The sequence below is a fragment of the Streptomyces sp. NBC_01381 genome (assembly GCF_026340305.1).
Classification (GTDB): Bacteria; Actinomycetota; Actinomycetes; order Streptomycetales; family Streptomycetaceae; genus Streptomyces.
In genome coordinates this window covers 220,659-237,790 of record NZ_JAPEPI010000002.1, presented here as the reverse complement: position 1 = coordinate 237,790, position 17,132 = coordinate 220,659, and the positions used below count along the sequence as shown (strand labels likewise).

15 protein-coding genes are annotated in these 17,132 nt (G+C 69.5%); 3 read left to right on the top strand and 12 right to left on the bottom strand.

All coding sequences use genetic code 11. From position 1 onward, the window contains the following. Positions 1–102: 102 nt before the first annotated feature. Positions 103–867, top strand: a complete 765-nt coding sequence (locus tag OG453_RS22800) for an alpha/beta fold hydrolase (protein WP_266870278.1) — start codon at positions 103–105, stop codon at positions 865–867. Between the two features lie 123 nt (positions 868–990). Here the strand turns inward: OG453_RS22800 and OG453_RS22795 are convergent, their stop codons facing one another. Continuing rightward, positions 991–2,007 (bottom strand): LysR family transcriptional regulator, encoded by a 1,017-nt coding sequence (locus OG453_RS22795; protein ID WP_266870277.1) that lies wholly within the window; start codon positions 2,005–2,007, stop codon positions 991–993. Positions 2,008–2,069: 62 nt separating this feature from the next. Here OG453_RS22795 and OG453_RS22790 point away from each other — a divergent pair, with 62 nt between their 5' ends. Both OG453_RS22790 and OG453_RS22785 read left to right on the top strand, forming a co-directional pair. After that, the gene (locus OG453_RS22790) at positions 2,070–3,377 is read left to right on the top strand and encodes an MFS transporter (protein ID WP_266870276.1); all 1,308 of its coding nucleotides are present in this window, start codon (positions 2,070–2,072) and stop codon (positions 3,375–3,377) included. 131 nt (positions 3,378–3,508) lie between these two features. Continuing rightward, positions 3,509–4,519, top strand: a complete 1,011-nt coding sequence (locus OG453_RS22785) for a sigma-70 family RNA polymerase sigma factor (protein ID WP_266870275.1) — start codon at positions 3,509–3,511, stop codon at positions 4,517–4,519. Here the strand turns inward: OG453_RS22785 and OG453_RS22780 are convergent. The 11 genes from OG453_RS22780 to OG453_RS22730 form a co-directional block, all read right to left on the bottom strand. After that, complete coding sequence (locus OG453_RS22780; RefSeq protein WP_266870274.1) at positions 4,403–4,774, bottom strand: STAS domain-containing protein; 372 nt, start codon at positions 4,772–4,774, stop codon at positions 4,403–4,405. The two genes, OG453_RS22785 and OG453_RS22780, sit on opposite strands and share 117 nt — an antisense overlap. Positions 4,775–4,998: 224 nt before the next feature. Then, positions 4,999–6,276 carry a thymidine phosphorylase gene (locus OG453_RS22775; RefSeq protein WP_266870273.1) on the bottom strand — a complete coding sequence of 426 codons (1,278 nt, stop codon included), beginning with the start codon at positions 6,274–6,276 and terminating at the stop codon, positions 4,999–5,001. Positions 6,277–6,399: 123 nt separating this feature from the next. Then, on the bottom strand, positions 6,400–6,789 hold the full coding sequence (locus tag OG453_RS22770; RefSeq protein ID WP_266870272.1) for a cytidine deaminase: 390 nt from the start codon (positions 6,787–6,789) through the stop codon (positions 6,400–6,402). After that, entirely contained in the window at positions 6,786–8,048 is a 1,263-nt protein-coding gene (locus OG453_RS22765; protein WP_266870271.1) for an ABC transporter permease, read from the bottom strand. Before OG453_RS22765 ends, OG453_RS22770 begins: the two co-directional genes overlap by 4 nt. Then, on the bottom strand, positions 8,045–9,196 hold the full coding sequence (locus OG453_RS22760; RefSeq protein WP_266870270.1) for an ABC transporter permease: 1,152 nt from the start codon (positions 9,194–9,196) through the stop codon (positions 8,045–8,047). The genes OG453_RS22765 and OG453_RS22760 overlap by 4 nt, the downstream gene beginning before the upstream one ends. Further along, positions 9,193–10,803: an ABC transporter ATP-binding protein gene (locus OG453_RS22755; protein ID WP_266873094.1), complete on the bottom strand. Its 1,611-nt coding sequence runs from the start codon at positions 10,801–10,803 to the stop codon at positions 9,193–9,195. Before OG453_RS22755 ends, OG453_RS22760 begins: the two co-directional genes overlap by 4 nt. A gap of 158 nt (positions 10,804–10,961) precedes the next feature. After that, entirely contained in the window at positions 10,962–12,017 is a 1,056-nt protein-coding gene (locus OG453_RS22750; RefSeq protein ID WP_266870269.1) for a BMP family protein, read from the bottom strand. A 235-nt stretch (positions 12,018–12,252) separates the two neighbouring features. After that, on the bottom strand, positions 12,253–13,335 hold the full coding sequence (locus tag OG453_RS22745) for a BMP family protein (protein ID WP_266873093.1): 1,083 nt from the start codon (positions 13,333–13,335) through the stop codon (positions 12,253–12,255). Positions 13,336–13,527: 192 nt separating this feature from the next. Continuing rightward, the gene (locus OG453_RS22740) at positions 13,528–14,787 is read right to left on the bottom strand and encodes a M20 family metallopeptidase (RefSeq protein ID WP_266870267.1); all 1,260 of its coding nucleotides are present in this window, start codon (positions 14,785–14,787) and stop codon (positions 13,528–13,530) included. Between the two features lie 219 nt (positions 14,788–15,006). Then, a complete protein-coding gene (locus OG453_RS22735; protein ID WP_266870266.1) occupies positions 15,007–16,113 on the bottom strand; it encodes a hypothetical protein in 1,107 nt (368 codons plus the stop codon). Positions 16,114–16,184: 71 nt separating this feature from the next. After that, complete coding sequence (locus OG453_RS22730) at positions 16,185–17,126, bottom strand: N-acetylneuraminate synthase family protein (RefSeq protein WP_266870265.1); 942 nt, start codon at positions 17,124–17,126, stop codon at positions 16,185–16,187. Positions 17,127–17,132 lie beyond the last annotated feature (6 nt).

Here is a 17,132-nt window from a genome sequence, read left to right as displayed (position 1 = left end):
GCGCCTACGCGCGTAGATCGCCGGGTGGATCTCACGGGTCGATACGTAACAGTGACCCCGCGGACGGGTGGCGTACACCATCGCTTCTGACACTGTTCTGTCATGGCACAGCAAGCGACGCCCGATTCCGTGCGCGCGGCCAGGCTCGGGCGCGTGATCGGTACGCGGCCTTCGGCGGTCAGCGGCGCGGTGCTGCTGCTTCCCGGCGGCCACGAGACCTCGGCCCGCAAACCACCCCCGATCGCCGCGAGCGTGGTGCGCGCGCTCGGCCGCAGGCTGGCCCGTGACGGGCGGGACGAGGGGCTCGCGGTGCACGTCGTGCGGTACCGCTACCGCGGGTGGAACGGTGCGCAGGCGGAGCTCGCCGCCGACGCGGACTGGGCCGCGGACGAGATCATCCGCCGCTATGGCGACGTGTCCGTCTGCCTGGTCGGCGTGGACATGGGCGGGCGGGCGGCGCTGCGGGCCGGCGGGCACGACGCGGTGAACTCCGTCCTTGCGCTGGCCCCTTGGCTCCCCGAGGACGATGTCGCGGCGTCGCCCGAACCGGTGAAGCAGCTCGTGGGGCGGCGGGTGCTTGTCGTGCACGGCACGAACGATGAGCGGACCGATCCTGAGCTTTCGTTCCGGTTTGCGCAGCGGGCGAAGAAGGCGAACCGGGATGTGTGCCGGTTCGAAGTCCACTCGGACGGGCACCGGTTGCACCAGCACCAGGGCGAAGTCCTGGCCCTGGCGTCGGACTTCGTCCTCGGCTCCCTCTTCGGCCACGCGTACGCGCGCCCCCTGGAGGACGCCTTGGCGGCTCCGCCGCCGCTGGGGCTGCGCATGCCGTTGGCCTCCGGCTTCGGGGCGTCGATGCGGCACTGATCCCGCATCGGGCGCGCCGTCGATCACCGGCTTCGCCGAGTTCGTCCTCAATCGCCGGACAGGCTGAAAACTTCCCGCCGGTCCGGAACATCAGCCGGGCCAAAGATCCAGCCCCTCCGGCATCTACTCCGGCAGCAGCTTCCCTCTCCGGCTCAGCAGGAACTTCTTGAACGCCGCCACCGGCGGAGTGTCCGGGTGGCCGTCCAGCCACGCCACGCCGATCTCTCGTACCGCCCGCTGGCCCGTCACCGTCAGCTCCACAACTCCCGGGCGGGGGACGGCCGGTGGGGGGAGCAGGGCTACGCCGAGGCCCGCCGCCACCAGGCCCCGCAGGGTCTCCGCCTCCTCGCCCTCGAACGCCACCCGCGGCTTGAAGCCCGCCTCCTGGCAGAGGTCGTCCGTGATGCGGCGCAGGCCGTAGCCGGGCTCCAGGGTCACGAACGCCTCGTCCGCCGCTTCCGAGAGGCGGACCCGCTTGCGGGCGGCGAGACGGTGATCGTCCGGCACCACGAGGCGCAGACGTTGCTCGTCCAGGCGACGGGCCACGAGGTCTGGCGCGTCCGGCACGGGTGAGGTGAGGCAGAGGTCGAGATCGCCTGCCCGTAGCCGCTCGATCATTGCCTCTCCGTAGTTCTGTACGAGGCTGAAGCGAACCCTCGGATGGTCCGCGCGGAAGGCGCGGATCAGGCCGGGGACGGTCTCCGACCCCATCGTGTGGAGGAACCCGAAGGCCACCTTGCCCGACGCCGGGTCCGCGTCCGCCCTGACGGACTCCGCGGCGCGCTCCACCTCCCCCAGCGCCCGCTCGACCGAGGCGAGGAAGGTCCGCCCCGCCGGGGTGAGCGAGACCGTACGGCCGTGCCGGGCGAACAGGTCGACCCCCAGGTCCTGTTCGAGACGCACCAGCGCACGGGACAGGGTGGACTGCGGCACCTGCATCTCCTGCGCGGCCCGCGTGACGTGTTCGGTGCGGGCGACCCCCGCGAAGTACGCGAGCCGCGGCGAGAGCAGTGCCGACCAGGAGCCGGGCGTGAGCTCGGCGGGTGGCACCGCCGCCTCCCGGCCACCGCCGCTCTTTCCGATGTCCTTTGCGTAACTGCTCTGCGACAGACGCCTCGCTGAACTGCTCTCATGCACCATGGGAACGATTATGGCCAGTTCATGCATTGGACGGATGATTCGCAAGTGCCTACGTTCGATGCATGCCTCCTGCCAGTAGCGGGGCGTCCGTCACCCACGCGGTCGCCCTCACCCCGTCGTCCCCTGCCACCGACTCCACCGACACGCGCCTCATGCCCGGCGGCCCCGGCTACCGCCGGATGAGCTTCGCCCTCTTCCTCGCGGGTGTCGCGACCTTCGCCCTCCTCTACTCCACGCAGGCGCTGCTCCCCCTCGTCTCCGCCGACTTCGGCGTCAGCGCGAGCACGGCGAGCTGGACGGTCTCGGCGGCCACGGGCGCACTGGCCCTCTTCGTACTGCCCCTGAGCGCACTCAGCGAGCGCTTCGGGCGGCGGACCCTGATGACGGTCTCCCTGACGGTCGCGGTGACCGTGGGGCTGCTCGTTCCCTTCGCTCCCTCCATCGGCGTACTCATCGCGCTGCGCGCCGTCCAGGGCGCGGCGCTCGCCGGGCTCCCGGCGTCCGCGATGGCCTTCCTCGCGGAGGAGGTGCGGCCCAAGGCGCTGGTCGCCGCGATCGGCATGTTCGTCGCGGGCAACTCCATCGGCGGCATGAGCGGGCGCATCATCACCGGCTGGGTCGCGCAGGCCTGGGGCTGGCGCTGGGCGCTCGCCGTCGTCGGCCTCATCGCCGTGCTGTGCGCGCTCGCCTTCCGCGCGCTGCTGCCCGCGCCGCGCCACTTCACGCCGGGCTCGCTCAACCCCAAGGCCCTTGGCAGGACGATCCGTTCGCACCTCTCGAACCCGCTGCTCTGCAGGCTGTACGCGATCGGCGCGCTGTTCATGACCGTGTTCGGCGCGGTCTACACGGTGATCGGCTACCGCCTCACCGAGGCGCCGTTCTCGCTGCCCCAGGGCATCATCGGCTCGATCTTCCTCGTCTATCTCGTCGGTACGGTCTCCTCGGCCGCCGCCGGGAAGCTGGTGGCGCGGCTCGGCCGGCGCGGGGCGCTGTACCTGGCGGTGAGCACGACCGCGGGCGGCCTGCTGCTCTCCCTCTCCGACTCGATCGTCATGGTCCTGCTCGGGCTCGTCCTGATCACCGCGGGCTTCTTCGCGGGGCACGCCGTCGCCTCCTCGTCCGTGAGCCGTACGGCCACGACGGGCCGGGCGCAGGCTTCGGCGCTCTACCAGTCGGCGTACTACCTGGGCTCCAGCGCGGGCGGCACGCTCGGCGCGATCGCCTTCCACTCGGGCGGCTGGGCCGGGACGGTGGCCCTGGGGCTCCTCGCGGTGGCCGGCGTCGTCTCGATCACCCTCTGGGGATCGCACGCGGCACGGGCGCAGGAACGCCGGGCCCAGGAGCGCCGGGGGCTTGTGGCGGCGCACTGAGCGCCCTCGCAGGACCCTCCGAAGGACCCCTCCCACCTGCGGGTTTTCCCACTCCGGGGGCCATTGTCAGTTGGCTTCGGTAGCTTACGGAGTGCTGGGACTTTCGTGGCAGCCGCAGGGGTGGGTCGGTTATGAGTGGAACCGCAGGGACGACGTCCGAACTGGACGTCACGTTGGAGAAGCACCGGGTCGAGCTGACCGGGTACTGCTATCGCATGCTGGGCTCGTCCTTCGAGGCCGAGGACGCCGTGCAGGACACGATGGTGCGCGCCTGGCGCAGCTTCGAGAAGTTCGAGGGCCGCTCCAGCATCCGCTCGTGGCTGTACCGCATTGCGACGAACGTCTGCCTGGACATGCTGAACGCGGGCAACCGCCGCGCGCGTCCCATGGACCTCACCGCGGCGGCCCCGCTGGCCCAGGCCGCGCTGACGCCCCGCCCTGACAATGTGTGGCTGGAGCCGATGCCGGACGCGCGGGTGCTGCCGTCCGTCAGCGATCCGGCCGAGGCCGCCGTGGCCAAGGAGTCGGTGCGCCTCGCCTTCGTCGCCGCCCTGCAGCAACTGCCGCCCAAGCAGCGGGCGGTGCTGATCCTGCGCGAGGTCCTCGCGTGGAAGGCCAGCGAGGCGGCCGAGCTCCTCGACACCTCGGTGGCCTCCGTCAACAGCGCGCTGCAGCGGGCGCGGGCGACGCTGGCCGAGGGGCCCGCCGACGACACGGCCGTCTCCGACCCCCTGGACGACGAGCAGCAGAAGCTCCTCGAGCGGTACGTGGCCGCCTTCGAGGGTTACGACATGGCGGCGCTGACGGCGTTGCTGCACGAGGACGCCGTCATGACGATGCCCCCGTTCGACCTGTGGCTGCGGGGCACGTCGGACATCACTGGCTTCATGTCCACGATGGGCGCGACGTGTGCGAACGGCCGGCTGCTCCCGGTCGACGTCAACGGCACGCCGGGCTTCGCCCAGTACAAGCCCGATCCCGACAAGGGCGGGTTCATGCCGTGGGCGATCCAGGTCATCGAGATCTCAGGCGAGGGGCGGATCGCGGGCTTCCACTGTTTCCTGGACACGGCGCGGTGGTTCCCGCTGTTCGGTGCACCGGCCCATCTCGATCTCCATGGGGAGCCCGACGAGGTGCAGTAGCTCGCGCAGGTGCGGGGCCGGGTTCCGCAGCCGGATCCGGCCGCCTGCGCGGCGGGCGGTGAGCTGGAGGCGGGCGAGGGCGTCTATCGCGGCGAGGACGGGTGGGCCGAGGTCTGCGACGTCGCAGACGAGGACGCCGGGGGCGTCCGCGTCTGCCGAGCGCAGCAGTTCTCTGGCCTCCTCGCAGAGGCGGTGCGTCGCCTCTCGGTCGAGGGTGCCGGTGAGGATGAGGTCCGGCGGCGTCTTCGGGTTCACGTTGGGATGACCGTGCGGGGCGCCGGAACTCATCGGTAGGGGTGGAGGGGGGAGGCCCTGCGGGGCTTTTCCCCAACCCCACCCCTTCCCGAAAGTTCCGGCTGCGCCGGCCGCGAGGTGGCCGTAAATCACCGGCTCCGCCGAGTTCGTCCTCAAACGCCGGACGGGCTGAATGACCTGCGGCCGGGCTGGAACACCTACCGACCGGGTGGGCGGGAAACCCCCTACGCGATGCGGTCCAGCACGATCGGTGACGGCGTGAACTCCGTGCCCTCGGGGGCGATGTCGAAGGAGCCTGCTACCGCCTGCAACGCGTAGTCGAAGCGCTCCGGAGTATCCGTGTGGAGGGTCAGCAAGGGCTCACCCGCACGCACCGTCGCGCCCGGCTTGGCGTGCAGTTCGACGCCCGCGCCCGCCTGGACCACGTCCTCCTTGCGTGCGCGCCCCGCGCCGAGACGCCATGCGGCGACGCCGACGTCGTACGCGTCGAGGCGGGTCAGGACGCCCGACGACGGTGCCGTCACGACATGCGTCTCACGGGCCACGGGGAGCGTGGCGTCCGGGTCGCCGCCCTGGGCCGCGATCATCCGGCGCCAGACGTCCATCGCCGAGCCGTCGGCCAGTGCCTTCGCCGGGTCGGCGTCCTTCAGGCCCGCCGCGTCCAGCATCTCCCGCGCGAGGGCGAGGGTCAGGTCCACGACGTCCGAGGGGCCGCCGCCCGCGAGGACCTCCACCGACTCACGGACCTCAAGCGCGTTGCCCGCCGTCAGGCCGAGCGGCGTGGCCATGTCCGTCAACAGCGCCACCGTGCGTACGCCGCTGTCGGTGCCCAACTCGACCATCGTCGAGGCCAGCTCGCGGGCGTCCTCCAGGTTCTTCATGAAGGCGCCCGTGCCCACCTTCACGTCCAGGACCAGCGAGCCCGTGCCCTCAGCGATCTTCTTCGACATGATCGAAGAGGCGATCAGCGGGATCGCCTCCACCGTGCCCGTCACATCCCGCAGCGCGTACAGCTTCTTGTCCGCCGGGGCGAGGCCGTCGCCCGCCGCGCAGATCACGGAACCCACGCCGTCCAGGACCGAGAGCATCTCCTCGTTCGAGAGGAGGGCGCGCCAGCCGGGGATCGACTCCAGCTTGTCCAGCGTGCCGCCCGTGTGGCCCAGGCCCCGGCCCGACAGCTGCGGGACCGCCGCGCCGCACGCCGCGACCAGCGGCGCGAGCGGCAGCGTGATCTTGTCGCCGACGCCGCCCGTGGAGTGCTTGTCCGACGTCGGGCGGGAGAGCGACGAGAAGTCCATGCGCTCGCCGGACGCGATCATCGCGGCCGTCCAGCGGGCGATCTCGCGACGGTTCATGCCGTTGAGGAGGATGGCCATCGCGAGAGACGACATCTGCTCGTCGGCGACCACGCCTCGCGTGTACGCGTCGATGACCCAGTCGATCTGCTCGTCGCTCAATTCACCGCGGTCCCGCTTCGTACGGATGACGGAGATGACGTCCATGGCATAACCCCTTTGCGCCTAAAACGGTGAGCTTGAGATTGAGATTGAGTGACTCTACGCGCATAGAGTCACCGAGTGAAGACGGCCCCCGCCCGCCGCGAAGCAACAGGCAGAGGCCGTACGTCAGTTGAGGTGCTGCGGGCCGAACGGGTCCGGGAGCATCTCACCCAGGGTGCGGACACCGGCGGCCGTCTCCAAGAGGAGCGTCGCGCCGCCGAACTCGTAGAGCAGCTGGCGGCAGCGGCCGCACGGCATCAGGATCTCGCCCTTGCCGTCCACACAGGTGAAGTGGGTGAGGCGGCCGCCGCCGGTGAGCTGGAGCTGCGACACCAGGCCGCACTCCGCGCACAGACCCAGGCCGTACGAGGCGTTCTCCACGTTGCAGCCCGACACCGTGCGGCCGTCGTCCACGAGGGCCGCGGCACCGACCGGGAAGCCTGAGTAGGGCGCGTACGCACGGGACATGGCCTCGCGCGCAGCATCCCGCAGCGCGTCCCAGTCGGTGTCGGTCACTTTCCTTGTCCCCTTCGGTAGGGCTGGCCGTCCGCCTTCGGCATCCGCAACCGCTGGGCGGAGAGCGAGAGCACGAGCAGCGTGACGACGTACGGCGTCGCGGTGACGACCTGGTTGGGCACCTCGTCGGTCAAGCCGTACCACGCGAACATCAGCGCCGAGACGGCCGCGGTGATCACCGCGGGGATGTAGCGCTTGCGCCAGAGGAGGTAGATCGCGCCGATGACCAGCAGGATCGCGAGCAGCAGAAGCAGGGCGTGGACGTTCGTGCCGCCGCCCCGGAGCTTCAGGCTGTCGGTGTAACCGAACAGGCCGGCGCCGAGCGCGAGTCCGCCCGGCATCCAGTTGCCGAAGATCATCGCGGCGAGGCCGATGTAGCCGCGGCCGCCGGTCTGGCCCTCCAGGTAGATGTTGGAGGCGACCAGGGAGAGGAACGCGCCGCCGAGGCCCGCAAGGCCACCGGAGATGATCACTGCCAGGTACTTGTACTTGTAGACGTTCACGCCGAGGGACTCGGCGGCCACCGGGTTCTCGCCGCAGGACCGCAGGCGCAGGCCGAACGCCGTACGCCACAGGACCCACCAGCTCAGCGGCACCATCGCGACGGCGATGACGGTGAGCGGCGAGAGGTCGGTGAAGAGGCCGCCGAGCAGGCCCGCGAGGTCGGAGACCAGGAACCAGTGCTTTTCGTTGAGGTCCTGCAGCCAGTCGGAGAGGCCCGGCACGGAGAAGCTGCCGAGCGATTCGACGGGCGGCGACTGCTTGGACGTACCACCCTCCTTGCCTTCGAAGGCGAAGGTGGAGAGGTAGCGGGTCGCGCCCAGGGCAAGGATGTTGATGGCCACACCGGAGACGATGTGGTTGACGTTGAAGGTGACCGTGACGATCGCGTGCAGCAGGCCGCCGATCGCGCCGCCCAGGATGCCGAAGAGGATGCCGACCCACGGGCCCCACTGGTAACCGGCGAACGCGCCGAACCAGGTGCCGAGGATGAGCATGCCTTCGAGGCCGATGTTGACGACGCCGGCGCGCTCGGCCCAGAGACCGCCGAGGCCCGCGAGGCCGATCGGCACCGCGAGACGCAGGGCCGTGGACATCTGGCCGGTGGAGGTGATGCCGTCGGCGTCGGTGATCAGGCGGACCACGGACGTCAGGACGAGCACACCCGCGATGACCAGCAGGAGTATGGGGAGCGAGATGCGGCGGCGGCCCGGCGCGGGCTGCTTGGCCGGGGGCTTGGCCACGATTGCCGAGCTCATCGGGCAGCCACCTCCTTCACGGTGTCGTTGTTTCCGTTGCCGTTGCCCTTGCCCTTGGCGCGGGCTGCTGCGGCCAGCTCCTCACCGACGCGCTGCTGCTGTCGACGGAGCCCCCAGCGGCGTACGGCCTCGTAGGACACGACGACCGCGATCACGATGAGGCCCTGCATGATCACCGCGATCTCCTTGTCGTACGCGACCGGAGTGGCGTAGTCGAGAGCGGGCGACGCCTTGTCGAGGAAGGCGATGAGCAGCGCGGCGAAGGCGATGCCGACCGGGTTGTTGCGGCCGAGCAGGGCGATGGTGATGCCGGTGAAGCCGAGGCCCGTGGGGAAGCTGAGGCTGTAGGTGTGGACGTCGCCGAGCAGGATCGGCATGCCCGCGAGGCCCGCGACCGCGCCGGAGATCAGCATGGCGCTGAGCACCATGCGCTTGGCGTTCACACCGGAGGCCGCGGCTGCCGACTGGGAGGCGCCGGTGGCGCGCAGGTCGAAGCCGAAGCGGGTGCGGTTGAGGATCAGCCAGTACAGGACGCCGGCAAGCGCGGCGATGACGACGAAGCCGTAGATCTCGCCGGAGTCGCCCATGCTGATGCCGGGGAACCAGCCGGACTTGGACATCTCGCCGGTGGTCTGGTTGTTGCCGACCGGGACGCCGAAGTTCTCGGTGAGGGTGAGGTAGCCGATGAGGCTCGTCGCGATGGCGTTGAGCATGATCGTCGCGACGACCTCGCTGACCCCGCGGGTGGTCTTGAGGATGCCCGCGATGCCGGCCCAGAAGGCGCCGGTGAGCATGGCGACCAGGATCAGGAGCGGGATCTGGAGGGGCGCGGGGAGGGCGACATGCGCGCCGACGACCGCGGTCGCCATCGCGGCGAGGCGGTACTGGCCGTCCACGCCGATGTTGAAGAGGTTCATCCGGAAGCCGACGGCGACCGCGAGCGCGGCCAGGTAGTACATGCCGGCCTGGTTGATGATCAGGACCTGGATGTCGGAGTAGGTGGCCTGCTCGAACATCAGGGTGTACGGCTCGATCGGGCTCTTGCCCGATGCGAGCAGCACGACCGAGGTCAGCGCCACGGCCGCGATGAGCGCGATGACCGGACCGGCCACCGCGAGGAGCACCCGCTCCTTGTCGAACTTCTTCATCGGGCCTCGTCCTCCGGCACTTCGGGGCCTTCTTCTATGTGTTCCAGGTGGCCCGACGCGGCGCCGGTCATCGCCGAACCGAGCTCCTCCGGCGTGATGGTGGCCGGGTCGGCGTCCGCCACGAGCCGTCCGCGGTAGATCACGCGGAGGGTGTCGGAGAGGCCGATCAGCTCGTCGAGGTCCGCCGAGATCAGGAGTACGGCGAGTCCCTCACGCCGTGCCTCGCGGATCTGGTCCCAGATCTGGGCCTGCGCGCCGACGTCCACACCGCGGGTGGGGTGGGCGGCGATCAGGAAGCGCGGCTTGTGGCTCATCTCGCGGCCGACGATCAGCTTCTGCTGGTTGCCGCCGGAGAGGGAGGCCGCGGTGACGTCGATGCCGGGCGTACGGACGTCGTACTCCGCGACGATGCGGCGGGTGTCGGCCTGGGCGCCCTTGGGGTCCAGCCAGAATCCCAGTTTGCCGCGAGTGTTGGGCTTCTCGGTGACGTGGCCGAGGATGCGGTTCTCCCAGAGCGGCGACTCCAGGAGGAGGCCGTGGCGGTGGCGGTCCTCGGGGATGTAACCGATGCCGTCCTCGCGGCGCTTGCGCGTCGGTTCGGCGGTGATGTCCTGGCCGGCCATCCGGATCACTCCGGAGTCCGCGTGCTTGAGGCCGATGAGCGCATCGATCAGCTCGGTCTGGCCGTTGCCCTCGACGCCCGCGAGGCCGAGGACCTCGCCCTCGTGGATGGTGAAGGAGATGTCGTCGAGGAGCGCGCGGCCCGACTCACCGTCGGCCAGCAGCTTGAGGCTCTCGACCTGGATCATCGGGCGGTCGGTGACCGTCGACTCCGCGGTCTCGGGGGTGGGCAGTTCGCTGCCGACCATCAGCTCGGCCAGCTGCCGCGGCGTCGTCTCGGACGGGACCGCCGTGCCCACCGTCGTACCGCGCCGGATGACGGTGATGTCGTCGGCCACGGAGAGGACTTCGCCCAGCTTGTGGGAGATGAAGATGACGGACAGGCCCTCGGACTTCAGCTCGCGCAGGTTGTCGAAGAGCGCGTCGACCTCCTGCGGCACGAGCACGGCCGTGGGCTCGTCGAGGATCAGCGTGGTGGCGCCGCGGTACAGGACCTTGAGGATCTCCACGCGCTGCCGGTCGGCGACACCGAGGTCCTCGACCATCGCGTCGGGGCGCACCCCGAGGCCGTACCGCTCGGATATCTCCACGATCTTGCGGCGGGCCGCGCCGCCGATGCCGTGCAGCTTCTCGCTGCCGAGAACGATGTTCTCCAGGACGGTCAGCTGGTCGGCGAGCATGAAGTGCTGGTGCACCATGCCGATGCCGCGCACGATGGCGTCGGCGGGGCTGGAGAAACTGACCTGCTCGCCGTCGACCGTGATGGTGCCCTCGTCCGGCTTCTGCATGCCGTAGAGGATCTTCATCAGGGTCGACTTGCCCGCGCCGTTCTCACCGACGAGGGCGTGCACGGTGCCCTTGCGGACGCTCAGGCGGATGTCATGGTTGGCCACCACGCCTGGGAAGCGCTTGGTGATGCCGTCGAGTTCGACGGCAGTGGCCTGGGCGGTGGTCGTGCCCTTGTCGGGACTAGTGGACGCGTCGATGGCGCACTCTCCTCGGGAGTCCTCGGGAGTCTTAAGGAAAGGGGCCACCTACGCGCGTAGCGCCCCTGGTTCAACGGGAGTTGAGGTGTCGGCCGCGCGAACGGGGCGCGGGGGAACCATCGTCCCCCACACCCCGTTCCGCGGCAGCGACTTCGCTGTTACAGCGTGATCTTGACCTTGATCTTGCCGCTGATGATGCCCTGCTCGGCCGTCTTCAGCTCGGCCTGCAGGTCCTTCATCTTCTTGAACTCGGGGTTCGAGTCGGCGAGCGCGACGCCACCGGACTTCAGGTCCGCACGGACCACGCCGCCCTTGGCGTTGCCATCCTGGACCGACTTGGTCAGGTTGTACACCGCCCCGGCGACGTCCTTGGTCGCCGACGTCAGGATGTACTTCTTGTACTTGTCCAGGGCCTTCTGCTTGTACTGGTCGGAGTCGACGCCGATCGCCCACACCTTCTCGGCGGCGGCGGCCTCGATGACGCCCTGACCGGAGAGACCGGCAGCGTGGTAGACCACGTCGGCGCCGTCCTCGATCTGGCCGCTGGCGCCTTCCTTGCCCTTGTCCGGGCTGGAGAAGCCGCCGTCCTCGGCCTTCTCGGTGAGGAACTGGCGCTTGATCTTGACCGACTTGTCGGTGGCCTGGACGCCCTGGACGAAGCCGGCCTCGAACTTGCGGATCAGGTTGTTGTTCACGCCGCCGATGAAGCCGACGGTCTTGGTCTTGGTGGCCTTGGCCGCGGCCACGCCCGCCAGGTACGAGGACTGCTCCTCGTTGAAGACCAGGTCGGAGACGTTGTCCGCCTTGATGGTGGCGTCGTCGACGATGCCGAAGGTGACCTTCGGGAACTTCTCGGCGACCTCCTTCACGGCGGGCGCGTACGCGTAGCCGATGCCGATCACCGGGTTGTAGCCCTGCTTGGCGAGCTCGGTGAGGCGCTGCGACTTGTCCGCGTCGGACTCGCCGTCGGTCGGCTCGACGGCCTTGGAGCCGACCTTCAGGTCCTTGGCGGCCTTGTCCATGCCGGCGGTCGCGGCGTCGTTGAAGGACTGGTCGCCCTTGCCGCCGACGTCGTACGCGATGGCGACGCCCTTGCCCTTGCCGTCGCTCTTGGAGCCGGCGGCGTCGCTGGACGTGCCACCGCAGGCGGTGGCGGAGAGGGCGAGGGCGGCGGTCGCGACGCTCGCGGCTGCGATCTTGGAAACCCGGCGCATAGAGAGGAACTCCTTTGTACAAGCAAGCACAAGCACGTACGAGCGCCTCACCTGGCGCTGATTTCGCCGCAGCGTAACGCGCGTAGACCTGACATAAGAACCCTTCTGTCCCGTCCGTTATCGAGCTGTGGCCGCGAGGTTGCGGCGCCATGCACAGGGCGTTGCGGCGGCATGACAAAGGGCAGGGTGCCCCGGCCGCTCTGGCCTGCGGGACTCCCTGCCCTTTACCTGGGAACTACGGGACGGTCTCGACGGTGACCTTGCCGTCGACGATGTCCTTCTTGGCCTTCTCCACGGCGGCGACCACGTCCTTCATCGCCGTGTACTTCGGATTCGAGTCGGCGAACCCGACACGTCCCGACTTCAGGTCGTAGCGCTGCTCGCCCGTCATCGGCTTGCCCTCGACGACCGACTTCGTCAGGTCGTAGACGGCGCCGCCGACGTCCTTGAGGGCGGACCCGAGGATGTAGTCCTTGTACTTGGCGAGCGCCTTCTGCTTGTACTGGTCGGAGTCGACGCCGATCGCCCACACCTTCTGCGAGCCGGCCTCCTGGATGACGCCCTGCCCGGAGAGCCCCGCCGCGTGGTAGAGCACATCGGCGCCCGCCTCGATCTGACCGCTCGCCGCGTTCTGCCCCTTGTCGGGGCTGGCGAAGCCGCCTTCCTCGGGCTTCTCCGTCAGATACCGCTTCTCGATCTTGATCTTCGGGTCGACGGACTTCACGCCCTGCACGAAGCCGGCTTCGAACTTGTGGATGAGGTTGATGTCCACACCGCCGATGAATCCGACGTGATCGACCTTGGTCGCCTTGGCGGCGGCGACACCGGCGAGATAGGACCCCTGTTCCTCGTGGAACACAAGATCGGCGACATTCTCGGCCTTCACCGTGTTGTCGTCGATGATCCCAAAGGTGACCTTGGGAAACTTCTTGGCGGCTTCCTTCACGGCGGGCGCGTAGACGAATCCGACGCCGATGACGGGGTTGTAGCCCTGCCGGGCGAGCTGCTCAAGGCGCTGGGTCTTGTCGGCGCTGGACTCGCCGTCGCCCGGCTCCATGTCCACGCCGCCGATCTTGAAGTCTTTGCGGGCCTTCTCGTAGCCGGAGTACGCGGCATCGTTGAACGATTGGTCGCCCTGCCCCCCGATGTCGTACGCGAGCCCTATGCCTTTCCCCTTGTATTCGGAAGACGACGACCCACCCTTGTCGTCGCCCTCGTCCTCCGAGGCCTCGTTGCTGGTCTTGCCGCACGCCGATGCGGCGAGGGCGAGAGACGCCACGACGACGGCCAGTTGGGAAATCCTTGATCCACGACGCAAACGCATAGGACGCACCCCTTACGTTCCCCGACGCGCCGTTGACGGCGCTGATTGCGGCGCACAGTAACGCGCGTAGAAAGGGAGGGGAACGGGGTTTCGCACTGCCGTTACCTATTCGTGCCGAGGGCCGGTTACGTCCGGATGAACGGGTCCGGCGCAACCGGCCCATAGCGGGCCAGCGGCGGCCTTCGACTACCGCGAGGCGTCGAGGAGAGCAGCAGCGGTAAAGAGCTCGACGCCGACCGTGATCGCCGACTCGTCCGCGTCGAAGTCGCCCTGATGGAGATCGCGGACGGTGCGCTCGCCGGGCGCACGGACACCGAGGCGGGCCATGGCGCCGGGAACGTGCTCCAGATACCAGCTGAAGTCCTCTCCCCCCAGGCTCTGTTCGGTGTCCTCGACGGAGTGCGGCCCACGCCGCCGCTCCATGGCGTCCCTCAACAGGTCGGTCACATCAGGGTCGTTGACGACGGGCGGGACACCCCGGATGTAATTCACCTCGGACTTGGCGCGGTAGAGATCGGCGGTCTCCTGGATGGCGCCGTGTACGAGGTCGGGCGCCTGCCGCCAGGCTTTCAGGTCCAGACACCGGACGGTCCCGGACAGCTCCGCGTGCTGCGGGATGACGTTGCAGGCGTGCCCCGACTCGATCCGCCCCCAGGTCACCGCAAGCCCGGACCGGGCGTCGATCCGACGGGCGACAAGCGCCGGTACGTCCGTAACGATCTTGGCAGCGGCGGTGACGAGATCGGTGGTGAGGTGAGGCCGGGCGGTGTGACCGCCCGGCCCGTCCAGCGACACCTCCAACCGATCGCAGGCGGAGGTGATGGCGCCGTGCCGCAGCCCGATCCGCCCCGCGTCGACCCGGGGATCACAGTGCACGCCGATGATCCGCCCGACCCCTTCGAGCACTCCGGACTCGATGGCGTCGGGGGCACCACCCGGCAGGACCTCCTCCGCGGGCTGGAAGATCAGCCGTACGGGATGCGGGAGTTGCCCCTTCTTGGCCAGCTCGGCAAGGACGAGCCCGGCCCCGAGCACCACGGTGGTGTGCACGTCGTGCCCGCAGGCGTGGGCGCGGTCGGGCACGGTGGAGCGGTACGGAACGCCGAGCTTGGTGTCCGGGATGGGCAGCGCGTCGATGTCGGCGCGCAGGGCGAGCATGGGCCGCGCGCCGCCGCTCTCCTTGCCGCCCTGATCAATACCGATGTCACATACGAGTCCCGTACCGATGTCGAGTACGCGGGGCTTGAGACCCGCGAGTTCGAGCCGGGCCTTGAGGGCGGCGGTGGTGCGGAACTCCTGGTTGCCGAGCTCCGGGTGCATGTGCAAGTCGCGTCGGAAGGCGATGAGTTCGGCGCGCAGGTCGTCGGGGAGCGCGCCGGGGAGCACGGCTTCCCCGGCTGCGCCGCCTGCTTCCCCGGGCAGGTCGGCCTCGGACTCTCGTGACATCAGTTGGTTCACCCTTTGAAGGGTAGGGCGAGGCAGGGGCCAACTGACCCACGATCAACAAAAGTTCAGCCCGATAGGGTAAGAAAAAGTGGCCGCGTGGCGCATGGCTCCTGGTTGAGCTGGGTAAACTTGAGCACTTCTTGAGCGGGGCTTTGGTGGGCCGGTGGTGGTGTTCGTACCGGGGCCGCCCGGTTGTCCCGAGGTTGGCGGTTCCGGGCATCACGCCGTAGCCGGCGCCCCCGCCGAGGCCACCGAAGCCAGGCGTTGGACGTCGCGGGCCGTTCCTGTGACCCCGGAGAGGAAGCCCTGGGCGCGCGGTGAGGCGTTCTCCGTCAGCCAGGCCGGGTCGATGTCGCAGACCGCGACCCTGACCTCCGTGCCCGCAAGGGCCAACGGCAGCGTGTGGACCACCGTCGACGGGAAGCTCAGTATCGTGCGGCCGATCGGGCCCCGGCGGGCGATCAGTTCCAGGGGGAGGTCCGGGCGGACCACCTGCAGGCCCGTCTCCACCGCCAGGCGGTGGAGTTTCTCGGAGCTTTCGCGGCGGTGCGCGAAGTAGCGCGTCGCCCCGTGAGTGCGGGCCAGCGAGCGGACCGCCTCCAAGTAGCTGTCCGGGTCCACCACGCCCGTCTCGACGAGGGACGTGCCGACCAGGTCCGCGCCCTTCGACACCCGCGGCGGGCCGAAGCGTTCGCGGGTCCAGGAGAAGGTGTTCGCCGTGATGACGACCCCCGGCGGCGCCGAGTCGATCGGCATGGAGGAGAAGACCTCCACCGTGCGCCTGCCGCCGGGGGTCAGGCGGCGGCGTGCGGAGGACGAGATCGGGGCGAAGGCGATGTCGCGTACGCCGGGGCGGCCGCCACGGCGGTGCCAGCGCACCAGCCGTTCACCGGCAGCCAGTTGGGAGATGAACTCCATCGTCGCCGTGCCGTCGTCCACGACGACCAGCGAGCGCGCCCTGGTGATGGTCAACAGCAACTGCACATAGCGCGAGAACGGGTCGCCGATCACTATGCGGTCCGCTGATCGCAGCGCGCCCGTCAGGCCGCCGATCGTGTGGAAGGGTGCGGCCGGGCCGCCGCGCGCCTCCTCCCAGCGGACGTTGAGGCCCTCGTCGCGGGCGAGTTGGGCCATACGGCGCAACTGGCCGCGGCTCATGGGGTCGTTCGGGGAGAGGACGACGACGGTGAGTCCCCCGGCCGGGCCGGTCGCCCCCGCCGTATGCGCCCACTCAAGGACGTTGAGGAGCTGCACAGGGCTCTCCACGAACGCGAGAGTCGAGCGGAGCGTGGCGGTGGGGGCCGTCGGCCCGGGTCGGGGGCTCATCGTCGTATGACCGTGTCCTGTCCTTGTTGTAAGGAGTCCCGGTGAAAGGTCCGGTAAGAGCGTCAGCGCGCTCAGACCGCGACCGGCTCGAGGTCGGCATCCGCAGAGGACTCGGCCTCGGCGACGACGCCCGCGACGCGGCGCAGCTTCTTCATCGGGCCGAGCTCCGACTCGTAGACCTTCTTGACGCCGTCACCGAGGGACGCCTCGATGGTGCGGATGTCGCGGACGAGGCGGGTCAGGCCCTGCGGCTCGACCGAAGCGGCCTGGTCCGAGCCCCACATGGCGCGGTCGAGGGTGATGTGGCGCTCGACGAACGTGGCGCCGAGGGCGACCGCGGCGAGCGTGGTCTGCAGGCCCGTCTCGTGGCCGGAGTAGCCGATCGGGACGTTCGGGAACTCCTGCTGCAGGGTGTTGATGACGCGCAGGTTCAGCTCCTCCGCCTTCGCCGGGTACGTCGACGTGGCGTGGCAGAGCAGGATGTTGTCCGAGCCGAGGACCTCCACCGCGTGGCGGATCTGCTTCGGGGTCGACATGCCCGTCGAGAGGATGACCGTGCGGCCCGTGGCGCGGAGCGAGCGCAGGAGCTCGTCGTCCGTCAGCGACGCGGAGGCGACCTTGTGGGCCGGGACGTCGAACTTCTCCAGGAAGGCGACGGCCTCGGTGTCCCACGGGGAGGCGAACCAGTCGATGCCGCGCTTGGCGCAGTGCTCGCCGATGGCCTGGTACTCGGACTCGCCGAACTCCACGCGGTGGCGGTAGTCGATGTACGTCATCCGGCCCCAGGGGGTGTCGCGCTCGATGTCCCACTGGTCGCGCGGGGTGCAGATCTCCGGGGTGCGCTTCTGGAACTTGACCGCGTCGCAGCCGGCGTCGGCGGCCACGTCGATCAGCGCGAGCGCGTTGTCGAGCTCGCCGTTGTGGTTGATGCCGATCTCGCCGGTGATGTAGACGGGCTGACCAGGGCCGGCGGTCTTCGAACCGAAGGTGCGCAGACGGGAGTTGGAGCTCATGGCAGG

Coding starts and splice junctions, on each gene's coding strand:
- OG453_RS22800 (WP_266870278.1), top strand. CDS start 103: ATGGCACAGCAAGCGACGCCCGATTCCGTGCGCGCGGCCAGGCTCGGG.
- OG453_RS22795 (WP_266870277.1), bottom strand. CDS start 2,007: ATGGTGCATGAGAGCAGTTCAGCGAGGCGTCTGTCGCAGAGCAGTTAC.
- OG453_RS22790 (WP_266870276.1), top strand. CDS start 2,070: ATGCCTCCTGCCAGTAGCGGGGCGTCCGTCACCCACGCGGTCGCCCTC.
- OG453_RS22785 (WP_266870275.1), top strand. CDS start 3,509: ATGAGTGGAACCGCAGGGACGACGTCCGAACTGGACGTCACGTTGGAG.
- OG453_RS22775 (WP_266870273.1), bottom strand. CDS start 6,276: ATGGACGTCATCTCCGTCATCCGTACGAAGCGGGACCGCGGTGAATTG.
- OG453_RS22765 (WP_266870271.1), bottom strand. CDS start 8,048: ATGAGCTCGGCAATCGTGGCCAAGCCCCCGGCCAAGCAGCCCGCGCCG.
- OG453_RS22760 (WP_266870270.1), bottom strand. CDS start 9,196: ATGAAGAAGTTCGACAAGGAGCGGGTGCTCCTCGCGGTGGCCGGTCCG.
- OG453_RS22750 (WP_266870269.1), bottom strand. CDS start 12,017: ATGCGCCGGGTTTCCAAGATCGCAGCCGCGAGCGTCGCGACCGCCGCC.
- OG453_RS22740 (WP_266870267.1), bottom strand. CDS start 14,787: ATGTCACGAGAGTCCGAGGCCGACCTGCCCGGGGAAGCAGGCGGCGCA.
- OG453_RS22735 (WP_266870266.1), bottom strand. CDS start 16,113: ATGAGCCCCCGACCCGGGCCGACGGCCCCCACCGCCACGCTCCGCTCG.
- OG453_RS22730 (WP_266870265.1), bottom strand. CDS start 17,126: ATGAGCTCCAACTCCCGTCTGCGCACCTTCGGTTCGAAGACCGCCGGC.